This window comes from Pseudoxanthomonas sp. UTMC 1351 (genome assembly GCF_040948865.1).
Classification (GTDB): Bacteria; Pseudomonadota; Gammaproteobacteria; order Xanthomonadales; family Xanthomonadaceae; genus Pseudoxanthomonas_A.
The window spans coordinates 283,661-301,070 of record NZ_JAVGJT010000006.1 but is presented as its reverse complement, the minus strand read 5'-3'; the positions used below and the strand labels follow the sequence as shown (position 1 = coordinate 301,070).

At 64.2% G+C, this 17,410-nt stretch carries 11 protein-coding genes; 2 read left to right on the top strand and 9 right to left on the bottom strand.

The genetic code is table 11. The features are described 5' to 3' along the window. Window positions 1-174: 174 nt before the first annotated feature. The 5 genes from AB6O04_RS05220 to pilG form a co-directional block, all read right to left on the bottom strand. A complete protein-coding gene (locus AB6O04_RS05220; RefSeq protein WP_368562740.1) occupies window positions 175-1,407 on the bottom strand; it encodes a chemotaxis protein CheB in 1,233 nt (410 codons plus the stop codon). Further along, a complete protein-coding gene (locus tag AB6O04_RS05215; RefSeq protein ID WP_368562738.1) occupies window positions 1,394-7,762 on the bottom strand; it encodes an Hpt domain-containing protein in 6,369 nt (2,122 codons plus the stop codon). The genes AB6O04_RS05220 and AB6O04_RS05215 overlap by 14 nt, the downstream gene beginning before the upstream one ends. Before the next feature lie 86 nt (window positions 7,763-7,848). Further along, a complete protein-coding gene (locus tag AB6O04_RS05210; protein ID WP_368562737.1) occupies window positions 7,849-9,885 on the bottom strand; it encodes a methyl-accepting chemotaxis protein in 2,037 nt (678 codons plus the stop codon). A 52-nt stretch (window positions 9,886-9,937) separates the two neighbouring features. Then, window positions 9,938-10,468 carry a chemotaxis protein CheW gene (locus tag AB6O04_RS05205; RefSeq protein ID WP_368562875.1) on the bottom strand — a complete coding sequence of 177 codons (531 nt, stop codon included), beginning with the start codon at window positions 10,466-10,468 and terminating at the stop codon, window positions 9,938-9,940. Between the two features lie 56 nt (window positions 10,469-10,524). After that, a complete protein-coding gene (gene pilG / locus AB6O04_RS05200) occupies window positions 10,525-10,926 on the bottom strand; it encodes a twitching motility response regulator PilG (RefSeq protein WP_337343250.1) in 402 nt (133 codons plus the stop codon). Between the two features lie 248 nt (window positions 10,927-11,174). On the opposite strand from pilG, the gene gshB reads away from it, so the two are divergent. Continuing rightward, window positions 11,175-12,122, top strand: a complete 948-nt coding sequence (gene gshB, locus AB6O04_RS05195; RefSeq protein ID WP_368562735.1) for a glutathione synthase — start codon at window positions 11,175-11,177, stop codon at window positions 12,120-12,122. 11 nt (window positions 12,123-12,133) lie between these two features. Further along, complete coding sequence (locus tag AB6O04_RS05190; RefSeq protein WP_368562734.1) at window positions 12,134-13,006, top strand: energy transducer TonB; 873 nt, start codon at window positions 12,134-12,136, stop codon at window positions 13,004-13,006. Window positions 13,007-13,165: 159 nt separating this feature from the next. Here AB6O04_RS05190 and lepB read toward each other — a convergent pair whose 3' ends face one another. The 4 genes from lepB to AB6O04_RS05170 form a co-directional block, all read right to left on the bottom strand. Next, window positions 13,166-13,786 (bottom strand): signal peptidase I, encoded by a 621-nt coding sequence (gene lepB, locus AB6O04_RS05185; RefSeq protein ID WP_368562733.1) that lies wholly within the window; start codon window positions 13,784-13,786, stop codon window positions 13,166-13,168. A gap of 186 nt (window positions 13,787-13,972) precedes the next feature. Further along, the gene (gene tsaB, locus AB6O04_RS05180) at window positions 13,973-14,668 is read right to left on the bottom strand and encodes a tRNA (adenosine(37)-N6)-threonylcarbamoyltransferase complex dimerization subunit type 1 TsaB (RefSeq protein ID WP_368562732.1); all 696 of its coding nucleotides are present in this window, start codon (window positions 14,666-14,668) and stop codon (window positions 13,973-13,975) included. Window positions 14,669-14,722: 54 nt separating this feature from the next. Then, a complete protein-coding gene (locus AB6O04_RS05175; protein ID WP_368562730.1) occupies window positions 14,723-16,792 on the bottom strand; it encodes an ATP-dependent DNA helicase in 2,070 nt (689 codons plus the stop codon). Window positions 16,793-16,800: 8 nt separating this feature from the next. Next, window positions 16,801-17,409 (bottom strand): hypothetical protein, encoded by a 609-nt coding sequence (locus AB6O04_RS05170; RefSeq protein ID WP_368562729.1) that lies wholly within the window; start codon window positions 17,407-17,409, stop codon window positions 16,801-16,803. Window position 17,410 lies beyond the last annotated feature (1 nt).

The following is a 17,410-nucleotide window of genomic DNA, read 5'->3' as shown; positions in this document are numbered from 1 at the left end:
ACGCAACCGAGTGATGACGCCGTCCTGCGCGTCCACAGGCCAGGCCCGTCGGGTTGTACCCCAATGGCCGCCATGCGGAGCCGCGCGCTTGGCCCCTGCCTTCGCTGCGCTGCGCAACGCACCTGGCGGCCATTGGGGAACAACGCGGCATACTCCATAAGCGTTAGCAGGTCCCTAGATCCAGCGATCGGTAAGGCGTTGCGCGAGCTGTGAAGGCGTGCCGATGTCGCCGCCGAGCGCGGCCAGGGCATTGGATGCCGCCGGATCGTAGCAGCCGTCCGGCGCTTGGCCGGCGACCAGCGCGCCCTGCCTGGCCAGCGCCACCGCAGCCTCGACGTAGGTGGTATCGGTACCGCTGAGCAGCAGCACGCCGCTGTCCTTGGGAGGCAACTGAGCGATCGCTTCGCGCACGTTATCGCCGTTGCGGAAGCTCACTGCTCCATTGTTCACGCCCAGCGTCACGTCGCCGGGCAGCACGTAGATGCGGCCTGCTTCGGCAGCCTTGCCGGCTTCGGCCAGTTCCACCGGCATTGATGCGACGCGCTCCATCTGCCGAATCAGATTGTCGTAGCGGCCGCCATCCAGCCGCAGATGGATCAACACCGCCCGGGGAAAATCGATAGGCAATTCACTCAATAGTTTGCGCACCGCGTCTGGACCGCCGATACCGGCGAATACCAGCACCGCACCGGACTGGCGCGCGGCGGAAGAAGCGCCTCCAACCGGTTCCAGTTCCACCAGCGACAGCTCCAACTTGGAACTGGCCAGAGCGGGTTCGGCCGCTGGCTCAGGAAGCTCCGGCGGCAGTGGCGGCGGCTCCGGCAACGGCGGCGGCGTTGCCACGCGCAGCCAATCGTCGACATCAACCACTTTGTCGAAGTCAGGCTTGGACGATATCTCGGTGAACGCATAGCCATCGCGCGGCAATTCGAACGCCATGTCGGCTGCTTCTTCCAGATGCAGGTCTATCTCGGCATCGGCATGCAACTGCGCGGGCGTAGGCGGCAGGCCCGGTTCCAGCTGCAGTGCGCCACCGGTGTCCTCTTCCTCGCGCCCAGGCGGCAGCACGTCGTGGTGACCGTACAGTTTGGCAGCCAAGTGACGGGCCCAACGCTGTGCCTCCCAACCTTCGCGGCGGGCGGCCAGATCGGCTTCATCGAAGATCACCGCCACGGCCGGATCGTGCAGCACCGCATCGAACCGGGACAGACTGTCCTCGATCGCCGGCTCCAGCGCCACCAGCACTACCTGCGGTGCGCTGTCGCTCAAGGCCTCGCCATCGACAGTGTTGGGGTCGTCTTCCAGCACGATCTCCGCGCCGGCTTCGTGCAGTGCCACGCGCAACCGTTCGCGCGCCTGGCCCGCGCGTGCCAGCAATGCAACACGCCTGGATTCATTCGCGGACACGGGCGATCCCCAGCAGGTCGTAAACGTTCCGCATCAAATCCAATTCCTGATAAGGCTTGCCCATGTAGCGCTGCACGCCGATGTCGAACGCGCGTTGGCGATGCTTGTCGCCGGTACGCGAAGTGATCATCACGATGGGTACGTTCTTGAAGCGCGGATCGGCCTTCATGGCCGTCGCCAGTTCATAGCCATCCATGCGCGGCATCTCGATATCCAACAGCATCAAATCCGGCACGCGCTCTTCCAGCCGCTCCAGCGCCTCGATGCCATCGCGCGCGGCGGTGACTTCCAGATTGTGGCGTTCCAGCACGCGGCTGGTGACCTTGCGCATGGTCAGCGAGTCGTCGACCACCATCACCAGCGGTACGCCGCGCTGTTCCTGCGTCAGTACGCGGGCGGCAGGCTGCTGCGGTTGCGCCTGGTGACGGCGCACCAGCGGTGCCACGTCCAGGATCACCACGATGCTGCCGTCGCCGGTGATCGTGGCGCCGTAGATGCCGGGAATCGAGGCGATCTGCGGGCCCACCGGTTTGACCACGATTTCGCGGTTGCCGAGTACTTGGTCAACCGCGACAGCGACCCGCAGGTCGCCCGCGCTGACCAGCAACAGCGGTACTTGCGGCTGCCCTTCGGCACGTGCCGGCGCATGTCCAACCAACGTGCCCAGGTCGTACAGTGCGTACTCTTCGCCGCCATACATGTAGCTGCCGTCGGCGGCTTCGAAACGCGCGTGGCTGATGCGGCCGATACCGCTGACCGCCGCCACCGGCACCGCAAACTGGGTTTCGCCGATCTGCACGAACACGGCCTGCGTGACCGCCAATGTTTGTGGCAGCCGCAACGTGAAGGTAGCGCCCTGCCCTGGCTTGGACTCGATATCCAGCGTACCGCCCAGCTGGCGCACCTCGTTGTGCACCACATCCATGCCGACGCCACGTCCGGCGAGCTGGCTGACGCTGTCATAAGTACTGAAACCAGGCTCCAGGATCATGCGATCCAGATCCATGTCGGCGATGGTGACGCCCGGCTGGAGCAGGCCGCGCTGTTCGGCGCGGCGGCGGATGGCTTCGCGGTTCAGGCCGGCACCGTCGTCGGTCACCCGCAGCACCATTTCCGACCCCTCGCGGCGCAGGATCACCTGCACCGTGCCTTCTTCCGGCTTGTTCGCCTTGCGGCGCGCCTTGGGCGACTCCAGACCATGCGCGACAGAGTTGCGCAGCAGGTGCTCCAGCGGCGCCGTCATGCGCTCCAACACGTTGCGGTCCATTTCACCGTGAGTGCCGGACAGCTGCAATTTGACCTGCTTGCCGGTGTCGGCGGCAGCCTGGCGAAGCACGCGGCGCAAACGCGGCACGATGCCTTCGAACGGCACCATGCGCGCGCGCATCAGGCCGTCCTGCAATTCGGAACTCACGCGTGACTGCTGATGCAACAAGCTGTCGTACTGGCGGGCCAGATCGTCCAACACACCTTGCAGACCGGTCAAGTCGGCTGCGGATTCGGCAAGTGCGCGACTGAGCTGCTGCAAGGTGGAGAAGCGATCGAGTTCCAGCGGGTCGAACGTCGGATCCTGTTTGTCCTGTTCGCGTTGGTAGCGCGCGACGATCTGGGCTTCGGTTTCCAGATCCAGGCGGCGCAACTGATCGTGCAAACGCGTGTTGGTGCGGTCCAGTTCCGACATGGCGCCGCGGAACGCGCCCAACTGTTGTTCCAGACGCGCGCGATAGATCGCCACTTCGCCGGCATGGTTGACCAGTCGGTCCAGCAGATCGGCGCGAACGCGCACCTGCTCCTGCTGGCCGGTGGGGAAGAACTCTTCTTCCTGCAGGACCGGAGCAAGCTCGGTTTCGACGGGCGCGGAAAGCGGTGCCAATGGCGCCGCGGGCGCGGTGTCCACCGCTTCGACGGCCGGCAGCGCAAGACCGCGGGCGCGGGCATTGAACTCAGCGATCAACGCGTCCGGAATGGCGACAGCACGGCCTGCGGTAACGCGGGCCAACTGACCATGCAAGCCATCGAAGCCACGTTCCAACAGATGGATGGCGTCGCGGTCCAGATCGGTGCGCTGACCGACGATGGATTCCAGCATCGATTCGATGGCGTGACCCAGATCGCCGACCGGGTGAATGCCGGCCATGCGGGCACCGCCCTTCAGCGTATGCAGGTCGCGCTGCAGACCGGTCACCAAGGTGCGATCTTCCGGCGTTTCGCGCAGCTTGGCCAGAAGGTCGTCGGAATGGTCGAGCAGATCGTTGCCTTCCTCGATAAAGATCTCGACGAGATCCATGTCCAGGCCGGTGGTATCGAGCGCGTCATCGGGAAGATCGGCAGCGGCACTGGCGATGACAGGCTCCTCGACTTCGGTATCGTCTTCGGCTTCGAAGGCGCCGACATCAACGTCGGCGTCCGTAGCATCGGTCTGGGTATGCGTCGTGGCAGGTTCTTCGACCGCTTCCGTGATGTCAGTGACTTGGTTGTCTTCCGCTTCCCCAGTCGGCGCCGCTTCGACGGCAGCGGCCTCGAAGGATTCGGATTCGGATTCGGATTCGGATTCGGCTTCGGCTTCAGCTGCTACTTGAGCTTCTGCTTCTTCTTCGACCTCAGCTTCGGCCTCTACTTCTGCAGGAGCTTCGGCTTCGGCTTGAGTTTCGGCTTCGGCTTGAGTTTCGGCTTCGACTTCGGCTGGGGTCGCTGCGTTGTAAGCAAGTTCGGATTCCGACTCGATCTCGGCTGCTGCCGATTCGAGGCCTGCCGGCGCAATGTCTTCGGATTCGGGCGCGACCGCTTCCGTGACCGCTTCCGCGTCCACTTCAATGAGCGCAGAAGCCGGCTCCTGTTGCGGAACGTCGTCGGCCGCCAAGGTATCGGACGATGGAGCACCGATCGAGAGATCGGACGACAGAAGAATTTCGTCGCTCTCTTCCTTGACGGCCGCTTCGTCGTCCGTGGTTTCCAACGTTATTTCTTCCACCTCGAACTCAAGGCTCTCGAAGGAGATGCCCTGATCTTCGGCTGATGCCTCGCTGATCGCCGCTTCATCGGCAGCTGACGATCCCGCGGCGAGAACTTCGCCGTTCATGCGGTCGTCGTCGGATGAGGAGAGAACGATTTCCTCGATTTCCGACAGGTCTTCCGTCACCGCGTCTTCTAGCGACGCGTCTGCTTCTTGCCGCGATACGTCTTCTACTTCCAGTGGCGTTTGGCCAGTCGCCTCGACAGCCGGTTCTTCCGTGGTCAGCGCATCGAGATCCATCGGTTCAGCCGATGCTTCGGCCGGCATCTCATCGACCGGCTGCTGTTCAAGCGTCTGTTGTCCGCTCGCCTGCGACTCCGCGGCTGCGTCATCGATCGGCTGTGGCTTGCTGTCGTCCGCGGCTACTTGTTCGCTGTCGACCGGCGCGTCAACAAAAGCAATGCCTTCTTCCGCGAAGGTTGCTTCATCCCATTCCGCTGTAGCCGGTTCCTGCTCGGGTTCGGGCGCCCACGGTTTGAAGTGGTAGTCGACATCGAAGAACGTGACGCCCTGCTGCGTGGAAGAATCGGGCGGGATGCTTGCAGCCGCATCATCGGACAGCGAGGCTTCGCCGATGCCGGCGGCGGTCGGCTTATCCATGTAAGCGGACAGGTCCAGCGCCGATAGTTCGATATCTTCCGGTGCCAGAGGTGCTGCGATGTTCGGCAGCGTCTCCATGTAAGTGCCCTGGGTATCGGCAACGATCTGGGCGGATGGCTTCACTTCGGGCAGGCTGTCGCACAGTGTCGCCAGCCGTCCGGCCAAGGCCGCGAATACCGGGATACGCGGCGATGGCGCCTGCAGTGCCGCAACACTGCGGCGAACCGCTTGCGCAGCGTCGCCCAGCGCGGCTACGCCGTCCGGTGTTGGAGTCGCCGCTGCCTGCAGCAGGCGCTTGATATATTGCTCGGCCCGCGTGGTGACTTCGGTGATCTCGGGTACGTCGGCCATCGCCAACGCGCCGTTCATGGTGTGCATGGCCCGCAGCAGCGCCTCGCTGGCAGGCTGAGGAGCCGCCTGCGCCTGCATCAACCACACGTCGACCGTATCCAGATGATTGTCGACCTCGACTTCCAGGATTTCGCGCAGCACGGCATCGACCGATGCGGGTGTGCCTTCGATTTCCGTGTCATAGCCGATCGGTGCTACCGCGGCGGGCGTGGCCGCATGCAGGGGCTCTGCCGGCGGTTCCTGCTTTTCTTCAGCGGTACGCGAAGGCGCGGGCGTGGCGCTGTAGTAAACCTCTTCGCCTGCCGCCAAGCGGTCCGCCAAATCCTGCAAACCGGCCAGATCGGCGGTGACGACGCCTTGTCCGCGCAACGCGGCATAGAGTTCCGGCAACGCTTCGCAGGCGAGCTCCAGCAGCGCGGCTACGGCGTGGCTGGGCGGCCGGGTGCGGTCGAGCACGCGGTTAAGCATGTTCTCGACTTTCCAGCTGAACTCACCCAGGACTTTTGCGCCGACCAATCGGCCACTGCCTTTGAGGGTGTGGAACACGCGCCGGATGGGGCGCAACTGCTCAAGATTGTCCAGCTGCGCGCGCCATGCGGGCAGCAGCTGGCGCAGATTGGCGATTTCCTCTTCGAACTCTTCCAGGAAGACTTCGCGGATTTCGTCGTCGATATCAGCGGATTCGCCATCGAAGCCGGCACTGGAGAGCGGAATCGCGGGTGCCGCGGCCACGGGCGAAACAGGAGGCGCGACATCCGGTGCCGTTTCCGGCGTTACGGTCGCCGCCGGCTCTTCCAGGCCCGTTTCGAATGCGATCGGCGGGAGTGATTCGTCGAGCTCAGCGGAGACAAATGGAGCGACCGACTCCTCGGCTTCGAGTGAAGCGACGTCGGAATCGGGTGTTGTTTCCGTCGGCAACTCGAATTCCACCGCGTCATACCGCGGACTGCCGGCGTCCGACCTTGGCGCGTTGGACAACTCGGCTTCGTCGAAACTGACCGGATCGAAGCTGTGGCTGGCCGGAGGAACGGAAGCGACAGGAGCTTCGGCTTCGGACGCAGGAGCACTGGATAGAGATGGCAGCGGCGGTGGCCCGGCGAAAGGCATCGCGGCAGGCGCGGCTTCCGTGATCGCGGATTCTTCCGGCAACGGCCAGTAGCGCAGGTTTTCCAGACTGGCGCGAGTGATCTCCAGGATTTCTTCGCGGTTGGGGCGACGCTCCCGCAGCGCCTCCAGGTAGTACTCCAGGCTGGCCATGGCGTCGGCCAGCGTGTCCAGCTGCTGCCCTCCGGGCACGCGGCGTTTTCCGATGAGTTCGTTATGCACATACAGGCGCACACCGATGAGATAGTCGGAAGCCTGTCCCAGCTCCAGCATGCGCAGCGCGCCGGCCACCTCGTCCAGCAAGCGCGGCACGTCGGCGAGCTCGGTGTGATCCCAGTTGGTTTCGATGAATGCGACGAATTTCTCGCGCGCCGCCGCGAAATTGATGATGGCCTCTTGCGCCAACACTTCAACCGTACGCTGCGATTCGGCAGCGCTGGCGTCGTTGGCGCTTGCGCCTTCCAAATGGCCCAGCCGTGCGACCTGATCGTCCAAGGATGCATCGACGTACAACAGCGCACCGGCGATGTCCAACAACGTGTCTTCGTCGGCCGGACGCGCGCCTTCCGTCACTTCGCGCAAGGTATCGCGTTGCTGCAGCACCACGCTGCGCGCCATGCCCAGGCCCATCATGCCCAAGGTATCGGCGACATTGCCCAGCTCGGCGACCTGCGCTCCCAGTTCCGCCGCATTTCCCTGGGTACGCAGATGCAGGTCCAGCGCATCCTTTACCCGCAGCAGCTCTTCTTTCACCGCGCTACCGACGGTATCCAACAGCTCACGGTTGCGGCCACTGAGGCTACCGCGGGCGTGGTCGATTTCGGCTTCGCTGGGAACCGACCGATCATCGCTGCCCGGCGGGAACAGCATGCTTTCGTTCAAGCCCGGTGCGCCGCGTGCCGCGCGGATTTCGTTGAGCAGCGGCAGCAGCACGATCGGAATATCGCGGTGGCCGTCCTGCAGCCGTTCCAGATAATCCGGCAGCAGCACCGCGCCACGCATCAAGGTGGAACAGGCTTCATCGCGGTCGGCGGTGGCGTCCTCCTGCAATGCCTGCGCCAGCAATTCCAGCTCTTCGGCCACCATCGCCGGTGCGTACAGCTCGACCATGCGCAGCGTGCCCTGCACCTGGTGCATGTATCCAGCGCAGAAACGCATGCGGCTGACATCGGCCGGCGACTCGACGAACGCCTCGATTTCCGAGCGCGCCAAGCGCAGGGTTTCGTCCAGTTCCGGCTTGACCCAGCCGAGAACGGCGTGACTCATGGCTTCGCGCAGCGCACTCATGGGCGCACTCCCGGGGCGACGGGCAAGCCATCGTCCTGACGCAGCCGAGCAAGGAGAATTCGCACTTTCATCCGTGATGTCCGTCCTCAGCCCGGCAGTTTGAAGTCAGCCACCGAGCGGCGCAGGTCCGCGGCGAGCTGTGCCAAGTGGCCGATCGATTCGGCGGTCTGTCCGGCACCCAGCGATGTCTGCGAGGTGATCTGACGAATGACGCCCATGGTCTGAGTGATGTCCGAGGCCGCGGCGGACTGCTGCTGGGCGGCGCCGGAAATGTTCTTGATGAGGTTGTTGAGGTCGTGCGACACGCGCTCGATTTCGCCCAGCGCGGTGCCGGCGTCCTCGGCCAGGCGTGCGCCGGAAACCACTTCCGCGGTGGTCTGCTCCATCGAGCTGACCGCCTCGTTGGTATCGGCCTGAATGGTCTGCACCAACGATTCGATACGGCGTGTCGCGCCGGAGGTGCGTTCGGCCAGGCGCTGCACTTCGTCGGCCACCACCGCGAAACCACGGCCGGCCTCACCCGCCGAGGCCGCCTGCACCGCCGCATTCAACGCCAGGATATTCGTCTGTTCGGAAATGTCGTTGATCAGTTCCACCACCGAACCAATCTCCTGCGAGGACTCGCCCAGGCGCTTGATGCGCTTGGAGGTCTCCTGGATCTGGTCGCGAATCTGGTCCATGCCGCGAATGGTTTCGCGCACCACGCCCGCGCCTTCGGTCGCGATCTGCACCGAGCGCTGCGCCACTTCGGCAGATTCGGTGGAGTTGCGCGACACCTGATCGATGCTGACTGCGATTTCGTTGATGCGTTCGGACGCACTGTTGATCTGATCGGACTGGTGTCCGGCCGCTTCCGCCAGCTGCAATGCGGTGGCCTGGGTCTCCTGGGTGGACGCCGCCACCTGTACCGAGGTGTCGTTGATCGTCGTCACCAGGTTGCGCAGTTCGTCCACGGCGTAGTTGATAGCGTCGGCGATGGCGCCGGTCATGTCTTCCGTCACCGAGGCCTTCACGGTCAGATCGCCTTCACCCAGCGAGCTGATTTCGTCCAGCAACCGCATGATCGCCTGCTGGTTGCGGCTGTTGTATTCCACCTGGGTCTGGTAGCGCATGTCCTGCTCGCGCTGGCGAGCGCGGTAGAAGCTGTAAAGAAAGCCGCCGATGGAGACGAGCAACAGCGCGCCGGCCACCACCGAAATCCAGAAGTTCGGAAAAATACGGGTATCGCGGGCCGAGCCGAACGCGGTGAAGGCGTCGAACAGCTTCTTGCTGTCTTCCAGCATCTGGCCGGCACCATGCGACAGCGAGGTGGCGGCGGATTGCGCGGCGAACAGGTTCTTGGAACTGCCCATGATGGCGTCCAGATCCTTTTTCATGTTGTCCCACAACGTCTGCGACTGCTCCAGCGCCGACAGCGCGGCGGGGGTGCGCACAGCAGCCACGCCAAGGTCAGGATTGCCGTTGCGCAGGCCGTCCAGGACCTGACCGAACAGCACCGCGTCGCGGGCCAGCGCATCGCCGGCATTGGAGGCGCCCGCACCACCGGCACGGATTTCGGTGACGCGGCGGGCCATGGTGCTGGCCAACACCACCTGCTGCAGCGCGCTATAGATCTGGGAAGACGGCGCGCCGCCGGCAGACATCGCGCGCACCACTTCGTTCAACTGCGCTTGGAGCTGGGGAATCTGGGTGGCGAAGCGATCGGCGTTACCCGCCAGCGCCAACACCGCCGACTCACTGCTGAGGATCTGGTCGGCATTCTTGCCCAGCGGGCCCCAGGTGGCGTTGAGTTTCTCCAGCGGTCCGGTCACCGAACCTTCGCTGCCGAAGCGCGACTGCAGGCCGCTGATGGTGGATGTCACCTGCTCCCGGGTACCGCGGAAGACCTTGAAGGCCTCGGCGTCACCGGCCACCGCGTCGCGGCCTTGCACGGCCAACTGCTGCGATAACACCTGCAGGTCGGCCGCACTCGTGCCCGCCCCCGCCAAGCGGCTGCCCTCATAGGTAGCCACGCCGGTATTGGCGCCGAACACGACGACGGATATCGCCAGCATGACCAGCCAGAAGCTGCTGCCGAAACTACCGACTTTAGCGGCGGCGGGAGAATCCGTTGCGGTGCTCATCAATTCAACCCCTGAAAAATTCGAGTGAAACTTCGTTCAATTGCGACCGCGTTCAAAGCGCGGCTTGGCGAAACTCTGGCGTTCGCGCCAGCAAGGACAACGCAAACACACCCCAATCCTGCTCGTCGCTGCGGAACGCGCGATCGATGAAATGCTCGTAGCGGCCCACGGCCAGTTCACCGGGATCGGTCTGCTGCGCTTCGCTGAAACTGCGCTGTCCATACAATTCATCGATGGTCAGCGCCACATCGCCGCCGGGCTGGCGCATGACCAGCACGCGCTGGCCTTCATGCAGCACGGTGCGCTCGCCTTCGAGGAACTGTTTCAGGTCGATCACCGGGAACAGATTGCCACGCAGATTGCCGATACCCAGCAACCACGGCTGCGCACCCGGAACGGGCGTCATGGGCGGCAACGGCACGATTTCGACCACGTCGCCGAAATTGGAAATCAGCCGGCGCTTGCCGACCCGGTAACCGACGCCGCGATACTGGTCCGGCGCGGTTTCCCGTGCCGGCAGCACCACTGCGTGCGCCAGGCTGCGGCGCTCGTATTCGGCCAAAACGTCGAACGGTGTACGAATCACGACCCGCCCCCTGTATGCGATGTCGGAATGAACGGCATGTTCCGTATCTTAAGTCAGGTGCTGACGTGCGAACGGATCGCGTCGAGGAGTTCCTCGCGCGTAAACGGCTTGGTGAGGTACTGCTCCGACCCAACGATACGTCCGCGCGCCTTGTCGAACAGGCTGTCCTTGGACGACAGCATGATGACGGGCGTGGATTTGAACACCTGGTTGTTCTTGATCAACGCGCAGGTCTGATACCCATCCAGACGCGGCATCATGATGTCCACGAAGATGATCTGCGGTTGCTGGTCGGCGATCTTGGCTAAGGCCTCGAAACCGTCCGTTGCGGTCACCACTTCGCAACCTTCACGTTTTAGCAGGGTCTCTGCCGTGCGCCGTATGGTTTTCGAATCATCGATCACCATGACCCTGAGGCCGTTAAGTTCACCGGCCTGGCCTTTGTTCTGCATCATTGACTTTATTTCCCCGTGCGCGCGGCGCTTCTTCGACCTGCCGGCCCCGCTGCGATGTTACCTATATCCCAGCCACGGCGCACACTGTCAAGCGGCGCTTTCGCATACCCCCAAGCTGAATGCCGCGATGCGAACCCCGTCGCACTTGTGCCAGCGGCCCGAAACACAGTGGTTTACCGGCGAACCAGCCAAGCCACCGCGGCCTGCTAACATCGCGCGGTCTTCCGAATGCCCCCGCAAAACACTCCATGCCCCTCGATGTCATCGTCGTCATGGACCCCATCGGGTCCATCAAGATCGCCAAGGACACCACTTTTGCCATGCTGCTGGAAGCCCAGCGGCGCGGCCACCGGCTGCACTACGTGATCCCGGGCCGACTGTCGCTCCGTGACGGCGTGGCGGTCGCCCAGGTCGCCCCGCTGGCGGTCAAGGACGACAAGGCTGGCTGGTTCACCCTGGGCGAGGCGCATGAACTGACGTTTGGCCCCAGCCACGTGGTGCTGATGCGCAAGGACCCCCCGGTGGACGCGGAATATCTCTACGACACCCATGTCCTGGGCGTCGCACAACAGGCGGGCGCGCTGATCGTCAACGATCCGCAGGGCCTGCGCGACTTCAACGAGAAGCTGGCGGCGCTGCTGTTTCCACAGTGCTGCCCGCCCACGCTGGTCAGCCGCGATCCGGCCGCGCTGAAGGCTTTCGTCGCTGAACATGGCGAGGCGGTGCTGAAACCGCTGGACGGCATGGGCGGGCGTTCGATCTTCCGGGTGAAGGCCGGCGACCCCAACACCAACGTGATCCTGGAAACCCTGGTCGGCCCCGGCAAGCTGACGCTGGCCCAGCGCTTCATCCCCGGCATCAAGGACGGAGACAAGCGCGTGCTGCTGATCGACGGCGAGCCGGTGGACTATGTGCTGGCGCGCATTCCGCAGGGCGACGAGTTCCGCGGCAACTTGGCCGCCGGCGGCCGCGGCGAAGGCCGCCCCATATCCGACCGCGACCGCTGGATCGCCCAGCAGGTCGGCCCCGAAATGAAGCGCCGCGGCATGCTGTTCGTCGGTCTGGATGTGATCGGCGACTATCTGACCGAGGTCAACGTCACCAGCCCCACGTGTGTACGCGAGCTCGATGCGCAGTTCGGCCTGAACATCGCCGGCCAGCTGTTCGACGCCATCGAGCGCAAGCTCGCTGTCTGAGAGCCTGTTTAATGTCCGCGGTCGTGGCAGCACCCAGGATTGGCGAGAACGAGCGTCTCAGCGCCACGCTGGCGCTGTCCCTGATCGTGCACGGCATGCTGGTGCTGGGCCTGGGCTTCGCCCTGGACGATGCCGCGCCGGTGGTGCCCACGCTGGACGTGATCCTCAGCCAGACCCAAACCCCGCTGACACCCAAGGAAGCCGACTTCCTGGCCGCGGCCAACCAGCAGGGCGGCGGCGAGTCCGACCAAGCCAAGCGCCCCCGCGACAGCCAGGCCGGCTGGATACCGCAACCAGAAACCGGGCTGGCGCCGCAGCCGTTGCGCGCGCAATCACCGCAGACGGTGCCGCCGCCGGAAACCCGGGTGATTACCGCCCCCCGCAGCGAAACCTCGGTACCGCCGCCGGAAACCCGCCCGCAACCGGACCAGCCGGAGCTTCCTCCCAGCGACCGCAAAGTACAGCGCGACGCGGAAATGGCACGCCTGGCAGCGGAGTACCACCTGCGCTCGGAGCTTTACGCCAAGCGGCCGAAGCGGAAGTTTGTGTCGGCCAGTACGCGCGAATACGAATACGCCAACTACCTGCGCGCCTGGGTGGACCGGGCGGAGCGCGTTGGCAATCTCAACTATCCCGACGAGGCGCGCCGCAAGCGGCTGAGCGGCCAATTGGTGATCAGCGTGGCCGTGCGGCGCGACGGCTCGGTGGAACAGACCCGCATCATCCGCTCAAGCGGCATCGCCTTGCTGGATTCCACTGCACTGCGCATCGTCAAACTGGCCGAGCCTTTCCCGCCGCTGCCGGACGTCGAAGAGAAGATCGACGTCCTGCACGTCACCCGCACCTGGAACTTCCTGGCCGGCGGCGAAGTTCGCGACGAGTGAATGCGTTTTTGAGACAGAACCAGAGCAACGGCGCCGCCGGTAGGAGCGCCGTCCCGGCGCGAGCTTTTGCCTCTGGCGCGATCTGACAGTCAAGAGCTCGCGGCGGGACGCCGCTCCTACGGTCTCTCCGGCTGCCTTCGCGATAGGCGATTCAGCGCGCTACAGCTCTTTCCAGACAAAGCCCTGATCGCGCCGGTAATAGACGGCCACTGCCTTGCCGTAGACCTGATCGGCGGAAACCCAGCCGAAGAAGCGCCCATCGGCGCTGTTGCCGCGGTTATCGCCCAGCACCAGCACCTTGCCCGCCGGCACCACCGATGCGGGAATGTCGGGGCCGCCGCCGCGTCCGAGGTTCAACACGGAATGGCGTTCGCCGAATACTTCCACATCCGGCTGCGTCTCGTTCGAAAGCGCTCGGCCGTTCACACGCAACCTGCCTTGTGCCAACTCAACCGTATCACCCGCTACCGCTACCACGCGTTTGATCAAGCGCGTGCCATCGCCAGGCGAATCGAACACCACGATATCGCCGCGTTCGGGCTGATCCACCGCGATCAGATCTGTTTCCGTAAACGGGAAGCGCACGCCGTACGCCATCATGTTTACGGCTACTCGATCACCGGGAAACAGCGTGTTCTCCATCGAACTGCTGGGCACCTGATAGTGATTGGCGAACGACGCGCGAGCGGCGGTTAGCATCAGAAGCATCAGCAAGAGCTGCCGGACTTCGACGCCCCAACGGCGTGATGGCTGCGTGCCTTCGGAAGAATGAGCGGGCATGGTGCACCTGGGAAAGCCGTCTGTTCGGCCAGGATAGACATCCCGCCCACGCCCACCACCGCCGGAAGTCACGGCGTCCCATTTAGTCGGCTGTTGTAGGAGCGACGTGAGTCGCGATGAGGCTTGACCAGTAGAGCTTCATCGCGACTCACGTCGCTCCTACAACAGGCGATTCGTGTTCGTGGATTACCGCGAAGCGCGTAATGCCTTCTGCTCTTCCAAGGTCAGTGCGACGTTATTGCGCAGGTACGCAGGCTCCACGCGCTCCGGCGCCACCGCTTCGCCGCGTGCGTAGGCCTGCGCCGCCAGCCGCGCCAGGTCGGCGGCATGCGGCAGCGCGGTGGCATCGATATGGACAAAGCGCTCAGCCAGCCGGGTCTGCAACCGTCCTTCGGCGGCAGCAAAGCCGGTACCGACGCCGCACCAGTCCTGCTCGTCCCCCGCCAGCCCATAGTCAGCGGGCGCAATCACCGCCTCCGCTGACGTGGCTTCCAACGTATCGCCGCTACGCAGGAACGTGCCGGTGTAGACCTCACCCATCCGTGCATCGATGGCCGCCAGGATGCGTGCGCCGTCGGATTGCGCCGCCAGCACCGCCAATGTGGAAATGGGCACCAGTGGGCGATCCAGTGCCAGCGCAATGCCTTGCGACAAGGCAATCGCCAGGCGAACGCCGGTAAACGCGCCCGGGCCGCGACTAAAAGCGATGGCATCCAGTTGCGACTTGGCGATGCCCGCTTCGGCTAGTAGTGCATCGGCCCAAGGCAAGGACAACTCGGCGTGGCGGCGCGGTGCTATTTCGAAGCGCTCGATGATCTCGCCATCGGCGTATAGCGCGACGGAACAGGCTTCGGTGGCGGTTTCGAACGCGAGCAGTTTCATCTGGAAGCCGGAGGTCGGAATGTGGGAAGCATAACCGTGCGCGACGATCGCTCTTCAGAACCGCGCCGCGGCATACCAGTCGGTCGGATCCTGCGGTGCATCCTGCGCTTGCCCGTCCGTCTCCGGTACCGTCACGCCGAAGAACGTCTGCACGTCCTCCACGCGCCGGGTGCGGGCGAATGGCGGCAACGAGTCGAGAAATATCCGGCCATAAGGCTTACCGGTAAGCCGGGGATCGCACAGCACCAGCACGCCGCGGTCGGTTTCGCTGCGGATCAGGCGGCCGACACCCTGTTTCAGCGCGATCACCGCCTGCGGCAGTTGTTCATCGCGGAAGGGATTGCCGCCGCTGCGGCGGATCGCTTCCAGGCGTGCTTCGAATACCGGATCGTCCGGCGCCGCGAACGGCAACTTGTCGACGACGACCACCGACAACGCATCGCCAACGACGTCCACCCCTTCCCGGAAACTGGCCGCGCCCAGCAGCACGCCATTGCCCGATTCGCGAAAACGTTGCAGCAGCGTGGCGCGCGGCGCTTCACCTTGCACGAATAGCGGCCAGGGCCCGTCGCGCAGCGTTTCGGCTGCTTCTCGCAAAGCGCGATGCGAAGCGAACAACAAAAAAGCGCGGCCTTGCGAGGCTTCCAGCACCGGCCACAACGCCGCGATCAAAGCGGTGCCGTAGCCGCGCGCGTTGGGGTCTGGTAATCCTGTGGGCAAATAGCACAAGGCTTGGCGTGGCCAATCGAATGGGCTGGGTTGCAACAACGTGTGCGGATCGTCCAATCCCAGGCGCACCGCGATATGGTCGAAACGGCCACCCACCGCCAGCGTGGCGGATGTGAATACCCAGGCGGCATGGGAACGCTCGCGATGCTCGCGCAACGGTCCTGACACGTCCAGCGGCGTGCGTTGGCAGCGGAACCCGCGCTGAGTCAGTTCGTACCACAGGACGTCGCCGGACGTGGCTGCGGTTTCAGGCACATCGGGCTGCCCTGAATCGGCCGGCTCAGCGTCCGTTTGCGGAGATCCTCCTGCCGCTTCAGCTTTGCCCCGCCAACGCGCCAAACGTGTCATCAGATCGCCGATGCGCGCCGCACAGGTCTCCAGGCCGACTGCGCTTTCGGCCAAAGGTGAAAGCGCTTCTGACAACTGGGCCAAAGATGTAGCCAGCGTTTCGAATCCTTCGCAGACTTCCGGCTTGTCGAGCGCACGTTCGCGAGTACCGCGCACCGGCAGGCCTTCCATTGCCGCGCGCAACTCGCGCAGTGCCTGTTCCAGCGCGCGCACCGGTGGTTGCAGCGTGGCCAATGCGCCCGGCACCTCGTTGCTTTCGGTCAGAGCATCGCGTGCCAGTTCCTGCAGCTGGCGCATGCCGAAGCCTTCGCCGAAAAAGTTGGCCGCCAACTCCGGCAGTTGATGCGCTTCGTCGATAACGAACGCTTGTGCGCCCGGCAGGATTTCGCCGAAGCCTTCCTGCTTCAGCGCCAGGTCGGCCAGCAACAAATGATGATTGACCACCACAACGTCCGCGGCTTGCGCGCGTTGACGCGCCTGCACCACGAAACAGTCGTCCCAGAAAGGGCAGTCACTGCCCAGGCAGTTGTCGATGGTCGAGGTGACCAACGGCAGCAACGGCGAATCCTCCGGCAATGCCGAAAGTTCCGCCATATCGCCGAACTTGGTGCGCCCGCTCCATGCAACGACGCGTTGAAACTGGTCGACTTGCTCGCGCGACGTAAAACGCGGTTCACCCTTGGCCTGTTCCAAACGATAGCGGCACAGGTAATTGGCGCGACCTTTCAGCAATGCCGACTTCAGGCCCACGCCCAATGCATCGCGCACGCGCGGCAGATCACGGTGATACAGCTGGTCCTGCAATGCCCGTGTACCGGTGGAAACAATCGTCTTCAAACCCGACAATAGCGCTGGGACCAAGTAGGCGAATGTCTTGCCGGTGCCGGTGCCTGCCTCGGCCAGTAGCACGTCGCGCTGTTCGAACGCATCGGCAATCGCACCCGTTAGCCGCTGCTGTGCAGCGCGCGGCACGAAGGCGTCGAGTTGGGTGGCCAGCGCACCGCCCTCGCTGAGGGCTTCGCGGCTGGCTTGAGCGAGCTGCGGCATGCCTGGGCCTACATTCTGTTGATGCCGGGCACCGTGCATGCATCACGCTGCTCTGCGGCTTGGGCGACTGCAGTCTTCAGGGTGGCGATCGACGTCGCCTGGCGAGCCGCTTCTTCCGCATTTTGTCGCGCTGCCGGAGCCGAAGCGATCTCGAGCCGGCGCTCACGTATCTGGCGAATGGTTTCCCAATGCTGGCGGCACAGCGGTCCGACTTTCGACCCCAGATCGAAAGCCCGCTGCGCCAGTGTTTCAGCGCGGTCGAAATCCCGTTGCAGCAGCGCGACTTCGGCCCTTTCCTGCAGTACGGCCGGATCCTCCGGCACGACCAGGATGGCCTGGTTCAATGCCTCGGCGGCGGCGGCGTAATCGCGAGCGGCCATCGCTTTGACAGCGGCCTCGCGCAGGTCTTCGACCTGCGGATCGCGCAGCGGCTGCACGGCCAATTCTTTGTCGTCAACGCCAGCGGCGGCCCGAATCGCGGCCACACGCTGCTCGGGTGTCGTGGATTCCACTACCGTGGGAGGAGCGGGCTCCTGCATGACAGCGCAGGCGGATACCAGCACCGTCAGCATTGCGATACCTGGAAAACGGAAATCCTTGGTCTTTGTGTTCGGCATG

Excerpts from the sequence above, each read along its gene's own strand:
- AB6O04_RS05215 (WP_368562738.1), bottom strand. The coding sequence starts at position 7,762 with ATGAGTGCGCTGCGCGAAGCCATGAGTCACGCCGTTCTCGGCTGGGTC.
- AB6O04_RS05210 (WP_368562737.1), bottom strand. The coding sequence starts at position 9,885 with ATGAGCACCGCAACGGATTCTCCCGCCGCCGCTAAAGTCGGTAGTTTC.
- pilG (WP_337343250.1), bottom strand. The coding sequence starts at position 10,926 with ATGATGCAGAACAAAGGCCAGGCCGGTGAACTTAACGGCCTCAGGGTC.
- gshB (WP_368562735.1), top strand. The coding sequence starts at position 11,175 with ATGCCCCTCGATGTCATCGTCGTCATGGACCCCATCGGGTCCATCAAG.
- AB6O04_RS05190 (WP_368562734.1), top strand. The coding sequence starts at position 12,134 with ATGTCCGCGGTCGTGGCAGCACCCAGGATTGGCGAGAACGAGCGTCTC.
- lepB (WP_368562733.1), bottom strand. The coding sequence starts at position 13,786 with ATGCCCGCTCATTCTTCCGAAGGCACGCAGCCATCACGCCGTTGGGGC.
- tsaB (WP_368562732.1), bottom strand. The coding sequence starts at position 14,668 with ATGAAACTGCTCGCGTTCGAAACCGCCACCGAAGCCTGTTCCGTCGCG.
- AB6O04_RS05175 (WP_368562730.1), bottom strand. The coding sequence starts at position 16,792 with ATGCCGCAGCTCGCTCAAGCCAGCCGCGAAGCCCTCAGCGAGGGCGGT.
- AB6O04_RS05170 (WP_368562729.1), bottom strand. The coding sequence starts at position 17,409 with ATGCCGAACACAAAGACCAAGGATTTCCGTTTTCCAGGTATCGCAATG.